The sequence below is a fragment of the Pseudomonas sp. LRF_L74 genome, from assembly GCF_965644255.1.
Taxonomy (GTDB): Bacteria; Pseudomonadota; Gammaproteobacteria; order Pseudomonadales; family Pseudomonadaceae; genus Aquipseudomonas.
Map to the genome: position 1 here is coordinate 42,558 of NZ_CBFFRH010000010.1, position 18,010 is coordinate 60,567.

18 protein-coding genes are annotated in these 18,010 nt (G+C 65.4%); 14 read left to right on the forward strand and 4 right to left on the reverse strand.

Translation table 11 applies throughout. The features are described 5' to 3' along the window. Window positions 1–238 precede the first annotated feature (238 nt). The 3 genes from ACSZPK_RS22150 to ACSZPK_RS22160 form a co-directional block, all read right to left on the reverse strand. Window positions 239–1,582, reverse strand: a complete 1,344-nt coding sequence (locus ACSZPK_RS22150; protein ID WP_437883756.1) for an MFS transporter — start codon at window positions 1,580–1,582, stop codon at window positions 239–241. Window positions 1,583–1,896: 314 nt separating this feature from the next. Beyond that, window positions 1,897–2,739, reverse strand: coding sequence for an IclR family transcriptional regulator domain-containing protein (locus ACSZPK_RS22155; protein WP_437883757.1), 843 nt, complete (start codon window positions 2,737–2,739; stop codon window positions 1,897–1,899). 91 nt (window positions 2,740–2,830) lie between these two features. Further along, window positions 2,831–4,450, reverse strand: a complete 1,620-nt coding sequence (locus ACSZPK_RS22160; RefSeq protein ID WP_437883758.1) for a Na+/H+ antiporter — start codon at window positions 4,448–4,450, stop codon at window positions 2,831–2,833. 166 nt (window positions 4,451–4,616) lie between these two features. Here ACSZPK_RS22160 and ACSZPK_RS22165 point away from each other — a divergent pair, with 166 nt between their 5' ends. Both ACSZPK_RS22165 and ACSZPK_RS22170 read left to right on the forward strand, forming a co-directional pair. Beyond that, a complete protein-coding gene (locus ACSZPK_RS22165) occupies window positions 4,617–5,021 on the forward strand; it encodes a DUF4878 domain-containing protein (protein ID WP_437883759.1) in 405 nt (134 codons plus the stop codon). A 58-nt stretch (window positions 5,022–5,079) separates the two neighbouring features. Then, window positions 5,080–5,664, forward strand: coding sequence for a hypothetical protein (locus ACSZPK_RS22170; RefSeq protein WP_437883760.1), 585 nt, complete (start codon window positions 5,080–5,082; stop codon window positions 5,662–5,664). A 193-nt stretch (window positions 5,665–5,857) separates the two neighbouring features. Here the strand turns inward: ACSZPK_RS22170 and ACSZPK_RS22175 are convergent, their stop codons facing one another. Further along, a complete protein-coding gene (locus tag ACSZPK_RS22175) occupies window positions 5,858–6,235 on the reverse strand; it encodes a hypothetical protein (RefSeq protein WP_437883761.1) in 378 nt (125 codons plus the stop codon). Between the two features lie 284 nt (window positions 6,236–6,519). Here ACSZPK_RS22175 and ACSZPK_RS22180 point away from each other — a divergent pair, with 284 nt between their 5' ends. The 12 genes from ACSZPK_RS22180 to ACSZPK_RS22235 all read left to right on the forward strand — a co-directional run bounded on the left by ACSZPK_RS22180 (window position 6,520) and on the right by ACSZPK_RS22235 (window position 18,009). Next, entirely contained in the window at window positions 6,520–7,185 is a 666-nt protein-coding gene (locus ACSZPK_RS22180) for a response regulator transcription factor (protein WP_437883762.1), read from the forward strand. Further along, entirely contained in the window at window positions 7,178–8,584 is a 1,407-nt protein-coding gene (locus ACSZPK_RS22185; RefSeq protein ID WP_437883763.1) for a HAMP domain-containing sensor histidine kinase, read from the forward strand. Before ACSZPK_RS22180 ends, ACSZPK_RS22185 begins: the two co-directional genes overlap by 8 nt. 110 nt (window positions 8,585–8,694) lie before the next feature. Beyond that, window positions 8,695–8,895 carry a Flp family type IVb pilin gene (locus ACSZPK_RS22190; RefSeq protein WP_437883764.1) on the forward strand — a complete coding sequence of 67 codons (201 nt, stop codon included), beginning with the start codon at window positions 8,695–8,697 and terminating at the stop codon, window positions 8,893–8,895. A 20-nt stretch (window positions 8,896–8,915) separates the two neighbouring features. After that, on the forward strand, window positions 8,916–9,473 hold the full coding sequence (locus ACSZPK_RS22195; RefSeq protein ID WP_437883765.1) for an A24 family peptidase: 558 nt from the start codon (window positions 8,916–8,918) through the stop codon (window positions 9,471–9,473). A gap of 6 nt (window positions 9,474–9,479) precedes the next feature. Next, window positions 9,480–10,391 carry a Flp pilus assembly protein CpaB gene (gene cpaB / locus ACSZPK_RS22200; protein ID WP_437883766.1) on the forward strand — a complete coding sequence of 304 codons (912 nt, stop codon included), beginning with the start codon at window positions 9,480–9,482 and terminating at the stop codon, window positions 10,389–10,391. A gap of 39 nt (window positions 10,392–10,430) precedes the next feature. Further along, the gene (locus ACSZPK_RS22205) at window positions 10,431–11,888 is read left to right on the forward strand and encodes a type II and III secretion system protein family protein (protein WP_437883767.1); all 1,458 of its coding nucleotides are present in this window, start codon (window positions 10,431–10,433) and stop codon (window positions 11,886–11,888) included. Between the two features lie 14 nt (window positions 11,889–11,902). Next, the gene (locus ACSZPK_RS22210) at window positions 11,903–12,550 is read left to right on the forward strand and encodes a CpaD family pilus assembly lipoprotein (protein WP_437883768.1); all 648 of its coding nucleotides are present in this window, start codon (window positions 11,903–11,905) and stop codon (window positions 12,548–12,550) included. Window positions 12,551–12,568: 18 nt separating this feature from the next. Next, a complete protein-coding gene (locus ACSZPK_RS22215) occupies window positions 12,569–13,807 on the forward strand; it encodes a hypothetical protein (RefSeq protein ID WP_437883769.1) in 1,239 nt (412 codons plus the stop codon). A 15-nt stretch (window positions 13,808–13,822) separates the two neighbouring features. Then, window positions 13,823–15,181, forward strand: coding sequence for a CpaF family protein (locus ACSZPK_RS22220; RefSeq protein ID WP_437883770.1), 1,359 nt, complete (start codon window positions 13,823–13,825; stop codon window positions 15,179–15,181). Then, window positions 15,181–16,176, forward strand: coding sequence for a type II secretion system F family protein (locus ACSZPK_RS22225; RefSeq protein WP_437883771.1), 996 nt, complete (start codon window positions 15,181–15,183; stop codon window positions 16,174–16,176). The genes ACSZPK_RS22220 and ACSZPK_RS22225 overlap by 1 nt, the downstream gene beginning before the upstream one ends. Then, window positions 16,173–17,138: a type II secretion system F family protein gene (locus ACSZPK_RS22230; RefSeq protein ID WP_437883772.1), complete on the forward strand. Its 966-nt coding sequence runs from the start codon at window positions 16,173–16,175 to the stop codon at window positions 17,136–17,138. Before ACSZPK_RS22225 ends, ACSZPK_RS22230 begins: the two co-directional genes overlap by 4 nt. A 13-nt stretch (window positions 17,139–17,151) precedes the next feature. Then, the gene (locus ACSZPK_RS22235) at window positions 17,152–18,009 is read left to right on the forward strand and encodes a tetratricopeptide repeat protein (RefSeq protein ID WP_437883773.1); all 858 of its coding nucleotides are present in this window, start codon (window positions 17,152–17,154) and stop codon (window positions 18,007–18,009) included. Window position 18,010: the final 1 nt, after the last annotated feature.

The following is an 18,010-nucleotide window of genomic DNA, read 5'->3' on the forward strand; positions in this document are numbered from 1 at the left end:
TTCATTACTGAGATTTGTTCACACTCCAGCCTGAATCGCTGGAAGCGGACATTCGGAATTATGTGTCGTCACTCCCGCGAAGGCGGGAGCCCAAATAAAAAAGCGCTTCTGGATGATTCCCCTTCGGGCCAGCGCAAGCGCTGTTCAGCGATAGAGCCGCTGTCCCGCCTTCGCGGGAATGACGATTGAGGATGGACCGAGCGTTCGTAGAACGTCCGCTCTTGCCTCAAAGCTGCCGTTAAGTTGCATCCGCGTGACTGACCAGCCCCTTTATCACCACCGCCACGCTGGCGATGGCCGCCGGTACGATCAGCGCAGTGAGCACGTTCTCGAAATTCCAGCCCATGCCCAGCAACGTGGCGCCCATCCAGGCGCCGGTGATGGCACCGAAGCGGCCGATACCGAGCATCCACGACACGCCAGTGGCGCGGCCCTGGGTCGGGTAGAAGCGCGCGGCCAGCGACGGCATCGCCGATTGCGCGCCGTTGATGCACATGCCGGCCAGCAGCACCAGGGTCGCCAGCAGGGTCACTTCGCCCAGGCTCTGGCCGACGAAGTAGGCGAACACGCCGGCCAGCAGGTAGAAAGTGCCGATGACCTTGTGCGGGTTGTAGCGGTCCATGGCCCAGCCCACGCCAACCGCGCTGAGCACGCCGCCGAACTGGAACAGTGCGCCGATGAATGCCGCCTGCTCCATGCTCGCGCCGCTGTCGCGCATCAGCGTCGGCAGCCAGCTGGTGAGCAGGTAGACGATCACCAGGCCCATGAAATAGGTCATCCACAGCAGCAAGGTGCCGGCGCTGTAGGTGCCGGAGAAGATTAACCGGAGCACGTTGCCACTCTGCACGGTTTTCTGTTCTGGCACGCTGAAGCCTTCGGCGCGGGCCGCGTCGCCGCCAATGGGGGCAAGCACTTTGCGCACCTTCTCGATGCCGCGATTGCGCACGACCAGGAAGCGTGCCGACTCGGGCAGCCATGCCGCCAGCACCGCCGCCAGCGCCAGTGGCAGGATGCCGCCGATCAGCAACAGGCTATGCCAGCCGTACGCGGGAATCAGCTTGGCCGAGACGAAACCGCCGCAGGCCATGCCCAGGTTGAAACCACAGAACATGCTGGTCACCAGCAACGAACGCAGGCGCTCCGGGGTGTACTCGGAAAGTAACGTCGTGGCGTTGGGCATCGCCGCGCCCAGGCCAAGGCCGGTGAGCAGGCGCAGAACCAGCAGTTGGTCGAGGTTGCTGCTGTAGGCCGAAAGCAGGCTGAACAAGCCGAACAGGAACACCGCGCTGACCAGCACGATCTTGCGCCCGAAACGATCGGCCAGCGGGCCGGAACCGAGGGCGCCGAAGACCATACCGATCAGCGCGGCACTCATCACCGGGCCGAGGCTGGAGCGGTCGACGCCCCAGTCCTGGGTCAGCGCCGGGGCGATGAAGCCCATGGCGGCGGTATCGAGGCCATCGAGAAAGACGATGAGAAAACACAGCAGCACGACACGCCATTGGTAGGACGAAAGCGGCTGGGCGTTGATGAAACTCTGCACGTCGAGTGTGCCGGTGAGCACCTGGGTTGGGCGGTTCATGCGTCAGTTCCTGTGAGCGGTTGGCCCGGCACCGGATCGGGCGCACGGGCAAAACAGGAATGAGGACCGGTAAGGCGCCGCCCCTTTTGACAGGAGCCGGGGCAAACGACCTTGGCGAACTCTCATTGTTTTTATTGGCCGGGTCGAGGACCAGCGGCGGGCTCACGTTACGAACGCAGGATCGTCGTTTCAATTCGACAATCATCGATTTGTTCGGTAATCGAACGCTTTGATAGGAAGCTTACTTTCCTGTCCGCGATGCAGGACAGTCCCCAAGCCACGCATGAGGATGGCTGCAAGCTGGTATCCACGCCTTAGTGGAACAGACGCGTACTCAACTCCTTGCTGGCTTCGAGCAGCACCGGCAGGAAGCGGCTTTCCAGCTCCTGGCGCGAGGTACGGCCGACATGGGTGCCCACATTCAAGGCCGCCAGCACCTGGCCTGCCGAGTCCTTCAGCGGTACGGCGACGGAACGCAGGCCGACTTCCAGTTCCTGGTCGATGACCACCCAGCCCTGCTTGCGAATCTCGTCGATATTGGCGCGCAACCCCTCGGGGGTATGCAGGGTGCGGCTGGTCTTGACCTGCAGTTCGGCGTGTTCGAGGTAGTCGTCCAGCGCGGCGTCATCCAGCGCGGCCAAGAGAATCCGGCCCATGGAGGTGCAGTAGGCCGGCAGCCGGCTGCCGACGCTGAGATCGACCGAAATCAGGCGGTTGGGCGTCGCCGAACGAGCGATGTAGAGAATCTCCTCGCCCTCCAGGGTGGCCATCGAACAGGCCTCGTGCAATTGCTCGCTGATACGGTCGAGGATTGGCTGGGCGGTGACCGCCAAGGGCGTCGACGACAGGTAGGCATGCCCCAGGGTCAGCACCTTGGGCAGCAGCGAATAGGTACGCCCATCGGTGGTGACGTAGCCCAGATTCATCAGCGTATGCAGGCAACGGCGCACGGCGGCACGCGGGATTTCCGTACGGTGGCTGATCTGTGCGATGGTCAGGTGGCGCTTGCGCTCCTGGAACGCATGGATGACCGCCAACCCCCGGGCCAGCGAGGTCATGAAGTTGGGATCGCCGGCAAACGCCTCGATCCGCTTGGCCGGCGAAGCCACGATGGGCGGCGCCAGGGTCGGTAGGTGTACGCGGGTTTCGTCGTTCATTGTTATTGCTCTGCGACCTTATCAGGCGGCCGATTATCGAACCAAAGTTCGATAATCGCAAACCCGGGCCTGTTCCCGTGTCGTCAGGTTCTCAGCCTTTCTGCAAGGTCGCCTCGGCGATGTCCAGCTCACGCAGGATTTCGCTGACCACGTCGTCGTCGACCTGGTGCTGGTTACGCAGCCGATACAGTTCCAGGCGCTGGGCCCGCAGCGCCTGCAGGCGCAGACGCTGCTCCAGCGCATTGACTTCGAGCCAGTGCCGGCGCGACTCGGCCGAGTCGGTGTTGCTCAGCAGTTGGCGATACTCGGCCATGATGCGTGCCTTGACCTCCGCGCCCATGGCCGCTTCCTCGGCGTTCTCGGAGCGCTCTTCCTGTTCTTCGAGTTTGCGGATCGCCGCCTCTGCCGTTTTGTTCCAGCATTGACGCCGCTCGCGCTCGCGCAACTCGTCGCTGTCCTGCGGCAGGCCCTTGAGCAGCGAAGGCAGGCCGAAACTGGCGGCCAGCAGCGACAGCAGGATCACCCCGGCGGCAATGAAGATCAGCACTTCACGCTGGGGAAACGCTTCGCCATCGCTGATCAGCAGCGGCAAGGACAGCACGCCTGCCAGGGTCACCGCACCGCGCACACCGGCCAGCGACAGCACCAGGCTGACCCGCCATTGCGTACGCCCGCTGAAGCTGCTCGGCTGGCCACGCCAGCGCCGCACGAACAGGGAGACACGCCAGTACAGGCTCATCCAGATAAAGCGCAGCAGCATCAGCATGGCGAACACTGCCAGCACATCGAACCCCAGGCGCACGGCTTCGTTGACGTTACCGACCGCCGCCTTGACGATGTCCGGCAATTGCAGCCCCAGCAGCAGGAAGATCAAGCCGTTGAAGGTGAACTCCAGCATCGCCCAGACGCTATGACTGAGCAGGCGTGTAGAGGTTTGTCGCGGCAACAGGTCGAGGCGGCTCTGCATCATCCCCGCCGCTACCGCGGAAAGAATCCCGGACAGGCCCAGGTGCTCGGCCAGGACATAGGCGGCGAACGGCAGCAGCAACATGAACACCAGGTGCGTGGCCGGATCGTCCCAGCCGCGGCCGATCATCCAGCCGCGCAAGGTGCCGAGCAGGCGGCTCAGCAAGATGCCGACCAGCAGGCCGCCAAGGGCAACCAGGACGAACTGCAGGCTCGCCTCGCCCAGGGAAAACACGCCGGTCATCGCCGCCGCCACGGCGAACTTGAAGGCCACCAGGCCGGAGGCATCGTTCATCAGCGCCTCGCCCTGGAGGATGTTCATCAAGGTTCGCGGCAGGCGGCCATGGGCAATCGCCGCCACCGCCACGGCGTCGGTCGGCGAAAGCACCGCCGCCAGGGCGAACGCCACGGCCAGTGGCACTTCGGGCAACAGCCAGTGAATGAACCAGCCGGCACCGAGGACGGTGAACAGCACCAGGCCGAAGGCCAGCATCAGGATGGGCGTGCGCAGCTTGCGAAACTGGCCCTTGGGCATCCGCCAGCCGTCGACGAACAGCAGCGGCGGAATGAACAGCAACATGAACAGCTCGGGGTCCAGGCGCACGTGCAGCCCCAGAATCGGCAGCGCCAACAGGGCGCCGACGGCGATCTGGATCAATGGCAGGGGCAACGGCATGAGCTGCGCGAGCAAACGGGTACCGCCCACCACGAGCAGCATGATCAGAATGGTATGGAGAATCTGCATGGCACGACAAAAAGACAAGCGAGTGATTGATCGGCGATGGTCCTTGCCTGAACAGTCAGGAACGACCGCGACCAGCATCGCAGACCTGCCGGCATGACGGAAGCTATACTTGCGTACCCTGTCGCACTGCGTGGCAGTTTTTCTCCCAGCCCTATAAGGACCGTTCATGGCACAGCTCAAACATTGGTTGTTCATTTTCACCGCCGCCCTGCTGCTCTGCGCCTGCTCATCCAGCGACAAGCCCGAAGCCGTGGCCAAGGATTTTCTCAAGGCCGCCTACTCCAATGACCTGGATACCGTGCTCAAGCTCATCAACATGCCCGACAAGGACAAGCCCGGCGTCGAAGACGTGGTCCGTGGCAAGCTGAAAGCCGCCCTGACGAAGAGCGCCGAGCAGGTCAAGGCACTCGATGGCATCGACAAGATCGAAGTCGCCGATGCGACCTACAACGACGACAAGAGCATCGCCTCGGTCCAGGCGACCATCACCTTCAACAAGGATGGCGCACCACCGAAACAGGAACGCGTGCGCCTGATCAAGGTCGACGACGCGTGGAAGGTTGGCCTCTGACGCGTCGCGGCCATTGCCTTTGGCGCCCCGGAAACTGCGTTGGCTCCACGCCTGCGCAGTGCTCCTGGTTTTCAGTGTCGCGGGCTACGCCTGGCATCGGCAGGAGGTCCGCCAGCCCTTGCCTGCCGTCGACCTGGGCAGGCTGCCGCCCATGGCCACGGGCGACTGGCTGTTTCGCCGGGGCACCTCGACCGACAGCCTGTTCGTGCGCCAGGTCGGCGGCGGCGACTACTCGCATATCGGCATGGTGGTAGCGGTCGCCCCCAGGGTGATGGTCATCCACGCGACAACCGACGACGACCCACGGCACCTCGACCAGGTCCTGCTCAGCAGCCTCGACGAATTCCTCCAGCCGGAACTGGCCCAGCATTTCGCCGTGGCCCGGCCGACCTTCCTCACCCCCGAACAGAACCGCCGGATCGCCGCCCAGTTGCTCGCCAGTCGCGGCCAGCCCTTCGTCCTGGATGCGCGTAACCAGCCGCACCTGTACTGCACCACCCTGCTCGCCACAGCGATCCGTGCGCAGTTGCCGTCATTCGAGCCCGCCTGGACACGCCTCGACGCACCGCTATTCCATGGCGACTACCTGTTTCCCAAGGCCTTCGCCGAATATCCGGGCATCGAGTGGGTTTATCGGCATTGAGGCGAGGCAGTTACAAACAACAAACGGCTCGGAACGTCCGGCTGCCCGCTTAGAACTTGTTCACGATCTGCTGCGCGTCGGCTAAACGGCGTTGAAAACGGCTTCGGCATGCTCATTTACAGCACGTAAACTCCGCTGCCTCAGCCGTTTTCGCCACCGTTTATCTCTAGCTCGCGAGATCGTGAACAGGTTCTTAGAAATCCAGGCGCTCAGCCGTGTCGGCCGGATAGTGCTGCTCGCGCGCTTCGCGGGCAGCCGCGCGTAGCCGCGCATCCTCGTCGAGCGCCTGCTGGCGTTCCTGTTCGAGAATCTGGGCGGGCGAGACCAGCGTGACTTCACCCTCGAAAGCCGTCTCCGGCTCGGGCTGGGCAGCGTTGGCCTCCCAGAAGGCGGTGGAACGGGCGCGCTGATTGTCGACGCGTTGATCCTCGATCCCCGTGAACGCCCAGTACACGGAAGTGGCAAAACCGGCTCCGAGGACGAATGCCAGCAACACGTAGGTCCGAACCCTGCGTGCGACGGGGCGTTCCCCCGCTCGCACGACGCGCTGCGCATACCACTTGTTCGCCATAGGCCTTTACCTGATCCCACTGCAGAAAACACAGCCGCCATTGTGCCTCAACACGTATCAATTTTTCGTTAAAAAGTGATGCCGGCCAGCGACGGATTACCGCGCCCATGGACAACGCACCCATCGATCAATCGCCTTCTTCCGATGAAATGACATTTTGATATCAAGATAATGATTGATAACAATTCTCATTATGTTTAATAATTCTTAACCCTCTTTTTTCCCTGACGCCTGCTAAAACAGCCGGCGTCCTCCGCCATTCCCAAACGCCAAGGATCAGCAAAATGCGTGTGCTGGTAGTCGAAGATGATCCCTCCGTCAGTCACTGGCTCGGCAGCAAGCTGCACGCCAGCGGCCATAACTATCGCCTGACCGATAACGGCGAGGGGGCTCTGCACATGATCGAACAGGAAGTGTTCGACGTCGTGATTCTCGACCGGGTGATCCCGAAGATAGACGGCATCGAGGTGCTTTCACGTCTCAGCGGCAAGCCGCGCCCACCGATCCTGATTCTCTCGGCCAACGACCAGACCGCCGACCGCGTCGAGGGCCTGCGCGCCGGCGCCGACGACTACCTGGGCAAACCGTTCGACTTCACCGAGCTGCTGCTGCGCCTGGAGATTCTCGCCAAGCGCCACCAGAAGAGCGCCCCGGACGAAGTCCTGCAGATCGAAGACCTGTCCATCGACCTGGCTCGCCGCACCGTGACACGCGGCCAGCAACGCATCGACCTGACCGACAAGGAGTTCAAGCTGCTGCAGGTGCTCGCCGAGCACCATGGCCAGACCGTGACCCGCAGCATGCTGCTCGAACGCGTATGGGGTTATCACTTCGACCCGCAGACCAACCTGATCGACGTGCACCTGTCGAAGCTGCGCACCAAGATCGACAAGGGTTTCGACCGCCAGTTGATCCGCACGCTACGGGCCATAGGTTACGTGCTTGGTTAACCTCTACAGCCTGCGAATGCTGCTCAAGACCAGCAACTTCCGCCAAGCCGCGACCATCGCCTTCATCTGCCTGCTCATCGCCCTGCTCTCCATCGTCTTCAGCAACCGCCTGCTGGAACTGATCATGCGCAGCCATGTGCGCGACATGATCCTCAACGACGTGCGCGCCCAGCAGATGTACGACCGCCTGCTCAGCAGCGAGCGCGTGGTCAACGAGCTGAAGTACCGCGAACCGTTCGAGAACCGCAAGGAACGCCATCCCATCGTGATCGACCCGCAGGGCGAACCGCTGTGGGGCGACGCCTACCTGCTGCCCGAACTGAACTGCCTGGAGAACTGCACCAGCAACTGGCGCCATGCCTCGATGACGGACGCCCGCGGCAACCAGACGGAAATCCTCGGCCTGTTGGTGCCGCTGGCCGACGGCGGCCATTACTTCAGCGCCTACGACCTGCGACCGATGCTGGAAAGGACGCGGATCATCCCGCTGATCGCCGGCGCCAGCCTGCTGCTGGTGCTGCTGTCGATCCTGCTCACCAGCCTGCCGTTCAGCCGGCGCAACCTGCTGCGGATCAACCGCATCCGCGATGCCCTGGCGCAATACGCCAGCGGTAACCATCGGGTGCGCATCCTGGTCGATCGCCATGGCGACGAGTTCGACCAGCTCGGCAACGAGATCAACCACAGCCTGCAACGCATCGACCGGCTGATGGAGGAGGTGAAGACCGTCACCAGCCACATCGCCCACGAACTGCGCACACCGCTGACGCGCCTGCAGAGCCGGCTGCTCAATGCCGCCGACCAGCTCAACGGCGATGCCCGTGACGAGATCCTCCAGGCGGTCAAGGACAGCGAGCGCATCCAGAGCCTGTTCCGCGCGGTGATGCGTGTCGGCGAAGTGGAAACCGGACGCTGCGCGCACCAGTTCGAGAGCGTGCCAGCCCGTGCCCTGCTGGAGGACGTCAGGGAGTACTACCTGCCCCTCGCCGAAGAACGCGACTGCCCGCTGCAAGTGGTCTGCACCGACGACTACCGCATCTATGGCGACCGCTCGCTGCTGTTCCAGGCCCTCGCCAACCTGCTCGACAACGCCCTCAAGTACGCACCGCGCGGCAGCGCCATCGAACTGACGGCCTGCAACCGGGGCGGCTGGCAGACCCTGGCCATCGCCGACCGTGGGCGCGGCATTCCCAAGGAACTCAACCACAAGGCGATGGAGCGTTTCCAGCGCCTGGACACCAGCGGCAACATCCCCGGCAACGGCCTGGGCCTGACCCTCACCCGGGCCATCTGCGACTTGCATGGCGGCAACCTGCAACTGACCGACAACAGCCCCGGGCTACTGGCCATCCTGCAGTTGCGCACCCTCTCCCAGGACGCCTCGGCCCTGCTTCCTTAAGCATTCTTAATGAAGCCGTCCTTGTTTCACAATTGAGAACAAATCTTAATATCACCGCCTTCGCACAGCGCCCCAGGCGCGTGCCTTTTCATTCTCCAAGGGAGCCAGCCATGTCCACGCGCCTCAAGCAATTCCTCGCCGACGAGAGCGGCGTCACCGCCATCGAATACGGCATTCTCGCCGCCGCCATGGCCGCCGCCATCGGTGTGATCTTCGGTTCCGACGGCGTCTTCGTCACCGCGCTGAAGGAGCGTTTCTCGTCCATCGCCGACCAGATCACCAACACCAACAACCCTGGCTCCACCAACTGATCCGGCAGGTGGAACGCGGCATGGACAGCACATTCTCAGCCCTGGTGATGATCCCGGCGATGCTCTGGGTGATGGCCTCGGACCTGCTCTACCGCCGCATCCACAATCTGCTGGTGCTGGTGCTGCTGGCGCTGTGGCTGACCCTGCCGCTTTCCGCGCTACTGGGCTTCGGCCCCTGGTCGGGCCTGGATGCACGCGGCGTACTGGGCCAGTCGCTCAGTGGCCTGGCCGGCGGCGCCCTGGTGTTGCTGGTCGGCTATGGCCTGTTCTGCCTGGGCCGCGTCGGCGCCGGTGACGTCAAGCTGGTTGCGGTGGCCTGCCTGTGGGTCGGCCCGGACAAGCAGATGAGTTTTCTCATCGTCACCTCCCTGGCCGGCGGCCTGCTCGCCCTTGGCCTGCCGATGCTGAACCAGATCGAGCGAGTCATCGCTCAATGCGTACAACGCCTGGGAGTCACCTGGCCACGCCTGGGCATCCCGACCCCAACCGTGCTTACCGAACAGCGTCCGCAGGGGATTCCCTACGGCCTGGCCATCGCGATAGGCGCCTTCTATACCCTCCTTCTGCCGACACACTGACTCGCCATGAAAACCCCATCCGTTCTTCTCCTGGCAGGCACGTTGCTTGTCGCAGGCAGTGCCGCCCTGCTGGCGCGAGCCCTGCTCAAGCCGGCGCCCGCCCCCGTTGTCCAGCAGGTCGCGCCACCCGTTGAAAAAGCCCCGCGCCAGGCCATCCTGGTCGCTGCCCGCGATATCCAGCCGGGCGAATTCATCGACACCGCCGCCGTGCACTGGCAGGAAACCGACGAAGAGCATTCGCCGCTGCTCTATTTCCTCAAGAGCCAGGACGAGGTTTCCGTGGTCCTCGGCGCCACCGTGCGCCAGGCCCTGGCCAAGGGTCAGGCCCTGACCAGCAACCTGGTGGTACGCCCTGGCCAGCCGGGCTTCATCGCCGCCGTCCTGAAACCCGGCATGCGCGCCATCTCGGTGCCGACCAGTGCCGTGGCGAGCAACTCCGGCCTGGTCTCCACCGGCGACCGGGTCGATGTGATCCTCAGCCTCGACCGCGAGAAAGAGAACACCGGCAAGAGCACCAGCGCCCCGCGCCTGGCCTCCCAGACCCTGCTGCACAACGTTCGCGTGCTGGCCCTGAACAATGTCGCCCACGGCGAGCTGACCGTGCGCGAAGACGAACCGGCCAATGGCAAGAAAACACGTCGCGAATACTCCAGCTACGAGACCGTGACCCTGGAAGTCTCGCCGAATCAGGCCGAACGCCTGGCCGTGGCCAAGGAAGTCGGCACCCTGCAACTGGTCCTGCTCGGTGCGCGCGAGCCCGATGACATCGAGGTCGACAGCGACCAAGGCGGCGTCACCACCCTGGCCCAAGCCACCAGCATCTACAACGGTCTAGGCTCGCCCGCCGCGACACCGCCGGCAGCCAAGCTCCAACTGTTCCGTGGCCCAGCGATCGAGGTACGGGACCTGTCCCACTGACCCAGCCGCTACCCTCCGACATTCCGGAAACCCAAGATCATGAAGTTCGTTCCCTCGAAAACGCTGCTTGCCCAGGCCTGTGCCTTGGGCGCAAGCCTACTGGTCTGCCCGGCATTCGCCGACGAGCAGGCGGACATCGACCAATGGCAGGAAAGCGACGTGCAGGTCGGTACGCCGTCGATACCGCCGCGTAAGCTGACCCAGGTTCGCGAAACCGAAGAAGTGCAGTTGCTGGTCAAGCAGGGCCGGCTGATCCAACTGCCGCGCGCCGCCGCCAACGTGCTGGTGGCCGACCCCAGCGTGGCCAGTTTCCAGATGCCCTCGCCAGGCAACGTCTTCGTTTTTGCCCAGAATGCCGGGACCACCACGCTCTATGCGATGGACGCCAACGATGACGTGATCGCCGCCATCCGCCTGGTGGCGACCCACGACCTCAGCGCCCTGAGCAAGCAGATCGCCAATGAAGTCCCCGGCTCGCGGGTCGAGTTCGGCCCCTCCTCCGGCAATGGCCTGATCGTGCGCGGCACGGTGAAAACGCCGCAGCAGGCCAAGCAGGTCATCGATAGCGTCAAGGCCTACCTAGGCGCCAGCGATACCGCCACTGGCGGCGGTGGTGGTGGCGGCGGCGGAGGTGCTCCTGGCGGTGGCAGCCAGGCACCACGGGTGATCAACCAGTTGAAGGTCGAACTGTCGTCGCAGATCAACATCAGCGTGCGTATCGTCGAGGTCTCGCGCAGCCTGACCAACACTCTCGGCTTGAACTGGGAAGTCGCGCTCAAGGACGGCAACTACTTCTTCCGCAATGGCACCAGCCTGTTCGACGCGACCACCGGCGCGTTCTCCGGCAGCACGGTGACCAACGCCGTCGCTGGCGGCTCCCACACCCTTGGCTCGAGCACCGTCGCCGGCCTGCTCACCGCCCTGTCGGAAGATGGCCTGGCCACCGTGCTGGCGGAACCGAACCTGACCGCCATGTCCGGCGAGACCGCTGGTTTCGCGGCGGGCGGCGAGGTGCCGATCGTGATCACCACCAACAACAACGTGACCATCGACTACAAGCAGTACGGCGTGATCATGCGCATGACCCCGACCCTGCTGTCGCCGAACCGCATCAGCCTGCACGTGGCCCCGGAAGTCAGCGACCTCTCCGACGAGGGTTCGGTGACCCTGGATGGCAACGTGATCCCGGCGTTCAAGGTGCGCCGCGCCGATACCACCGTGGAGCTGGCCAGCGGCCAGAGCTTCGCCCTCGCCGGCATGCTGCGCAGCAACATCGACCAGACGGTCACCGGCGTTCCAGGCCTGAAGAGCATCCCCGGCGTGGGCCGCCTGTTCGAGACCGAGGCCAGCGAACAACAGGACACCGAACTGGTGATCATCGCCACCGCCTACGTGGTCGAGCCCACGGCGCCTGGCGACCTGCAGGCACCGGGTCGCGGCATTCGCGCCCTGGACAGCCAGACTCCCGCCCAGGCTTCCGCCGGCTACCTGTACTGATCGAGGTGACGACCATGCCCCGCAAGCCCCTGTTTTCACTCCTGGCCCTCAGCCTCTTGCTGACAGGCTGCGACCGCCATATCAACAGCATGCGCGAGAGCCGCTTTGCCCCCTACCCCCAGGCCGAGGCGCCGAGCGTCACGCCGTCGGCGCTGGTCGCCTCGTTGCAGGCCTCCGGCAGCGGCAGCCTCACCGCCGACTCCCTGGCCAACCTCAACAGCCTGCTGCACGCCCAGGGCCGCCTGTCGAAACAGACCCTGACCCTGCAACCCTACACCCCGTCCGGCGAGCGCATCGCCCAGCGCCTGGCCAGCGTGCTGCGTGAACGCGGCGCGCTGTCCAGCCAGGTGATCGTCATGCCCGCGCGCCTGGAAGGCGCCAAGGAAGGTTGGGACCTGCAAGTGGTGTCCGAGGCCCTGGTGGTCAAGGTGCCGGACTGCGCCATTGCCGAAGCCAACGTCTGGACGGTCAAGCCCTACCAGGCGGTCGGCCCGCTGGGCTGCGCGAACCGCGCCAACCTCGCGCAAATGGTGGCCGATCCACGCGACCTGATGCGTCCGCAGACCCTGGACGCCGGCGACGGCAACGCAGCGGTGAACGCTGTCGGCCGCTACTACGACGACGAAGTCCGCGAGTTGCTCGACATCGACTTCCAGGAATGACGGCGTACGGAGACCGACATGAACGACACTGCATCCACCTCAGTTGAAATCGCCAGCCGCCAGGACGAACTGATGCTGTTCGCCGCCAGCGCCGACGACGCTCGCCGCTTCGGCGAGCAACTCGTGCGCCTTGGCCACGCCGCCAGCCAATCCCGCCCCGGCGGGGTCGCCGCGGCCATCGCCTGGAGCCAGGGCAATCCGCCCCCCAGTGTGCTGGTGGTGGACATCGACGATGACCCGTTGCCCCTGCAATCGCTCACCGAACTGGGCGAAGTCTGCGACCCGGCCTGCCGCATCGTCGTCACCGGCAGCAAGCAGGACATCGACCTGTACCGCAACCTGCTGCACAGCGGCGTGTTCGACTACCTGGCCAAGCCGGTGCCGCTCGACCTGCTGGCCAGCACCCTGAACCGCGCCCGTGGCGCCGACCATGAACAGCCCCTGGGCGTACGCAGCGGCCGCACCATCGCCGTGGTCGGTGCCTCCGGCGGCTGCGGCGTGAGTACGGTAGCGGCCGGCCTGGCCCTGCTGCTGTCCGAGCAACGCCACACCGCCACCGCCCTGGTCGACTTCGACCGCAGCAAAGGCGATCAATCGCTGCTGCTCGGCCATGACGGCGATGCCGGCCTGGCTGCCGCCCTGGCCAACAACGAGATCGACAACCGTTTCCTGCAGCGGGCCATGGCGCGCATCAACGAGCGCCTGCACCTGCTGGCCCAGGCCACGCAATTGCGCCCCGACGCATCGTTCGCCACCGACCATCTGCTCGACCTCGGCGGCAACCTGTGCCGCCTGTTCAACCAGGTGATCTGGGACCTGCCCGCCGGCCTGCCCCACGGCGCCCTGGACGTGCTGGCCCATGCCCAGACCCGCGTCCTGCTCACCGACCTGAGCGTGCAGGACGCGCGCAACCTGCACCGCCTGCTGCGTGAGATCGGCGACGAGAGCGAAGGCCAGCGCCTGCTGCTGGTGGCCAACGCTTCGCGCGGCAACCAGGCCGGCCCGGTCGAGCGCGCCCAGTTCGAGGACTTCGTCGAGCGCCGCATCGACCTGTTCCTGCCGCATGCCGGCCAGGCCCTTGGCGCCAGCCTGCTCAGCGGCCCGCTGCGCCTCGGCGCAGCCCCCGCGTTCCAGGCTGCGCTGCTGGAGTTGGCCGACCTGGCCAGCGGCCATTCGCCACGCAAGAGCGTTCAGCCAGCCGACAGCTTCATCGGCCGCCTGAAAGGTGCCTTGCGCCGTACCGGCAACCTCGCCTGACCCTGGAGAGCCGCGATGATCATCCGCCACGCGCAAAAAACCAGCACCCGCCCGGCCCCCGCTGCGCCAGCCAGCGACAGCCAGGAAATCCGCGCCACCAGCGTGCAACGTACGCTGCAGAACAAACCGCAGGACAGCCTCGGCGCGCAGAACCGGCGACTGATCCGCGGCTACCTGTACGACCAGATCGACCCGCTCAAGGCCGCGGCCATGGGCCGCGACAAGCTGCGCGGGCAGATCGAATCGCTGATCCGCAAGATCTGCGACGAGAACCGCCTGCAACTCTCCCGCCAGGAAGAGGAAACCATCGCCGAGGAAATGCTCAACGAGATGGTCGGCATCGGCCCCATCGAGCCGCTGCTGGCCGATGACTCGGTGAACGACATCCTGGTCAACGGTGCCGGGCAGATCTTCGTCGAGCGCTACGGCAAGCTGGAGCTGTCGCCGATCACCTTCGTCGACGAAGAGCACGTGTTCAACACCGCCCAGCGCATCGCCGCCGCGGTGGGCCGGCGCATCGACGAGAGCCACCCGATGGTCGATGCGCGCCTGGCCGATGGCAGCCGGGTCAACGTCATCACCTTCCCGCTGGCCATCGACGGCACCACCATCTCGATCCGCAAGTTCATGCGCCGCAACATGTCCCTGGACCTCCTCGCCGAACGCGGCGCGTTGTCGCCGGACATGGCCGAGGTGCTGCGCCGGGCCATGCTGGCCAAGCTCAACGTGGTGGTCTCGGGCGGCACCGGCGCGGGCAAGACCACCCTGCTCAACGCGCTGTCGCAGAACATCAGCAACGAAGACCGCATCATCACCATCGAAGACGCCGCCGAACTGCAACTGCAGCAAATCCACGTGGTACGCCTGGAAACCCGCCCGGTCAGCGCCGAAGGCACCGGCAAGGTCGACCAGCGCGACCTGGTGCGCAACGCCCTGCGCATGCGCCCCGACCGCATCATCCTCGGCGAGGTGCGCGGCGGCGAGAGCTTCGACATGCTGCAGGCGATGAACACCGGCCACGACGGCTCGCTGTGTACGGTCCATGCCAACACCCCGCGCGACGCCATCATGCGCCTGGAGAACATGGTGATGATGGCCGGCATGCAGTTGCCGCTGGAAGCCATTCGCCGGCAGATCGCCAGCGCGGTCAACCTGATCGTGCAGGTCGAGCGCATGCGCGACGGCGCGCGGCGCATCGTCTCGATCACCGAGGTCTGCGGCATGGAGAACGACGTGATCCAGACCCAGGAGCTGTATGGCTTCAAGACCAGCAGCGTCGATGCCCAGGGCCGCCTGGTCGGCCAGTTCGTCGCCAGTGGCCAGCGGCCGCAGTTCTACACCGCCCACGCCCATCTGTTCGAAGGCATGCTCTGATGGACGCCGTACTCGATCTGCTCACGCTGTTGGTGTTCGCCGCGGTGGTGCTCGCCGTGCTGGCGGCGCGCAGCTTCAGCTCGCGCGGCAAGCAGGACAAGCTCATCGTCGAACGCCTGCAGGGCCTCAAGAGCCACCTCGCCGGAGAAAGCGGCGCGGCCAATGTCGATGCCATGGCCCAGGCCGAAGGCATCCTGCGTGAGATGGAACAGGCACCCGGCGCCGACCTGCCGCTGGTCGGCAAGCACCTCGCCCGGCTGTGGATGGACCTGACCCTGCTCGGCTGGCGCAAGAGCCTGCGCACCCGCGTGATCCTCATGGGCCTGGCCAGCGTGATGATCGGCACCCTGCTGGGTCGCGAAACCCCGCTGCCGCTGCTGATCGGCACGCTGATCGCGCTGCTGGCCTTCGTCGTCATCGCCACCGTGACGTTCCGCAGCGCCCAGGCCAGGCACCTGCGCGAACTGAAGCTGAGCCTGCCGGAAGCCATCGACGCGATCACCCGCACCGCTCGCGCCGGCGTGCCGGTGAGCAACGCCTTCGCCCTGGTCGCGCCGAACCTGCCGGGCCCGCTGGCGGTGGAGTTCGCCCTGATCGACACCTGGCTGCGCCTCGGCGTGCCGCTGCGCCAGGCCATGCAGGACTCGGCCAGGCGCGTGCCGCTCAACGAATACCGGTTCTTCGCGGTGATCCTGATCATCAACCAGGAAGCCGGTGGCCGCCTCGGCGAGACCCTGGACCGCCTGGCCAGCACCCTGCGCGAGCGCCAGGAGCTGCACCTGAAGATCCAGGCCAAGACCTCCGAGGCACGCGCCTCGGCCAAGATCGTCGCGTCACTGGTGCCGCTGGCGCTCGGCTACATGTACCTGAACTCGCCGAAGGACTTCCATTTCCTGCTCAACGATCCGACCGGCAACAACGTGCTGTTCTATGCCTTCGGCAGTGTCGCCCTGGGCCTGACGATCACCCACCAGATGGTCAAGAGGGTGTCATGACCAGCCTATTCGACGACTCCCAGTTCCTCGGCGCCCTCGCCGTACTCAGCGCGGGGCTTGGCATGCTGCTGATCGGCCTGCATGCACGCAAACGCCCCGCCACCCTGCGCGTGCGCCTCGGCCCGCGTGCCGTGGCCCTGGAAAAAGCACCGACCCAGGCCGACAGCATCCTGCGCGGCCAGGGCCTGCAACTGTCGCCGCGGCTGATGAAGATCCTGCTGCCCATCGCCCGTTTCGGCGACAGCCTGGCCGGCACCGACAGCGACCGCTACAAACTGCGCAAACTGCTGGCCCTGGCCGGCCTGCGCGGGCATGAGGCACTCGGCCTGCTGATGGCCGGCAAATATGCGCTGGGCATCGTGCTGGCGCTGGTCGTGCTGTTCGGCGTGCTGGAACCGGCCTCGCGCTTCGGCCTCAATGGCCTGGCCGGCGGCCTGATCGCGCTGTTCGTCGGCACCACCTTGCCCGAGCTGTGGCTCAAGGTGCGTGGCGGCAAGCGTGGCGGTCGCCTGGCGCGCAGCCTGCCGGACGCCCTCGACCTGATGGTGATCTGCGCCGAAGCCGGCCTGCCATTGGGGCGGGTACTGCAAGTGGTGTCGAAAGAGCTGGCGTTGTCCGCTCCGGAGATGGCCGACGAACTGCGCTACACCTTCGCCGAACTGCAGATTCTCAGCGACCGCCCGCGCGCCCTGCTCAACCTTGCCGAACGCACCGGGGTCAGCGGCATCGAGAGCATGGTCGCCACCCTGATCCAGGCCGAACGCTACGGCACGCCACTGTCCCAGGCGCTGCGGACGATTTCCGAAGAAAGCCGCAAGGCGCTGATCCTCAGCCTCGAAGAGCGCGCCGGCAAACTGCCCGCGCAGCTCAGCGTGCCCCTGATGACCCTGATCCTGCCCCCCATCGTGGCGATGATGGGCGCACCCGCCATGGTGCGCATCATCCGCCTGCTCAGCCAATGAACGAGACGCCAGCATGCCCCTTTCCCGTATCGCCCTGTTCCTGACCGCCATGACCCTGGCCGGCTGCGCCAGCAGCCCCCTGCCCTGGGCATCGACCACCAGCCCGGCACCGAGCGGCAAGGAAGCCAAGGAAGCCCTGCGCCTGGCCCATACCCTGCGCGACAACCAGCGCATGCAGGCGGCCTACGAGGTCTATTCACGCATGGATCAGCGCCAGCAATTGCACGGCAGCTACCTGCTGGAATACGCCAGCGTCGCCTCGACCGTGCGCCCCGGCGCCGAAGTGCTGGGCCTGTACGAGCGAGCGCGCAAGGATCTTGGCGGCGACCTGCAACGGATTGCCCCGGCCCAGCGCCTGGCCTTGTGCAACGGCAGCGGCCGCGCGCGCCTGGCGCTGGGCCAGGCCAGCCAGGCCGAGCGTGACTTCCGCTGCGCCCTGGAGGCCGAGCCGAATGCGACCCAGGCACTCAATGGCCTGGGCGTCGCCCTCGACCTGCAAGGCAAGCCAGAGGAAGCCCGTGCGCAATTCGAAAAAGCCATGGAAATCGACCCTGGCAACAACGCGGCACTCAACAACCTGGCCCTGGCCTGGCTCGCCAGTGGCGACAGCGGCCGCGCCATCGGCCTGCTCAACCAGGCACGCAACAATGGCGACGCCTCGCTACAGTTGAACCTGGCCCTGGCCTACGTCCTGCAAGGGCACGACGACACCGCGCACAACCTGTTGCTGGAATCGGCCACGCCCGAATACGCGGACAAGATCCTCGCCCAGTTCCAGTCGGCCCGCGACCGCGTCGCCAAGGGCATGCCGCTGAGCAGCGAACTGCTGGCCGCCAGCCTGCGCCCGCTGGCCCTGAACGAGCAGGACTGAG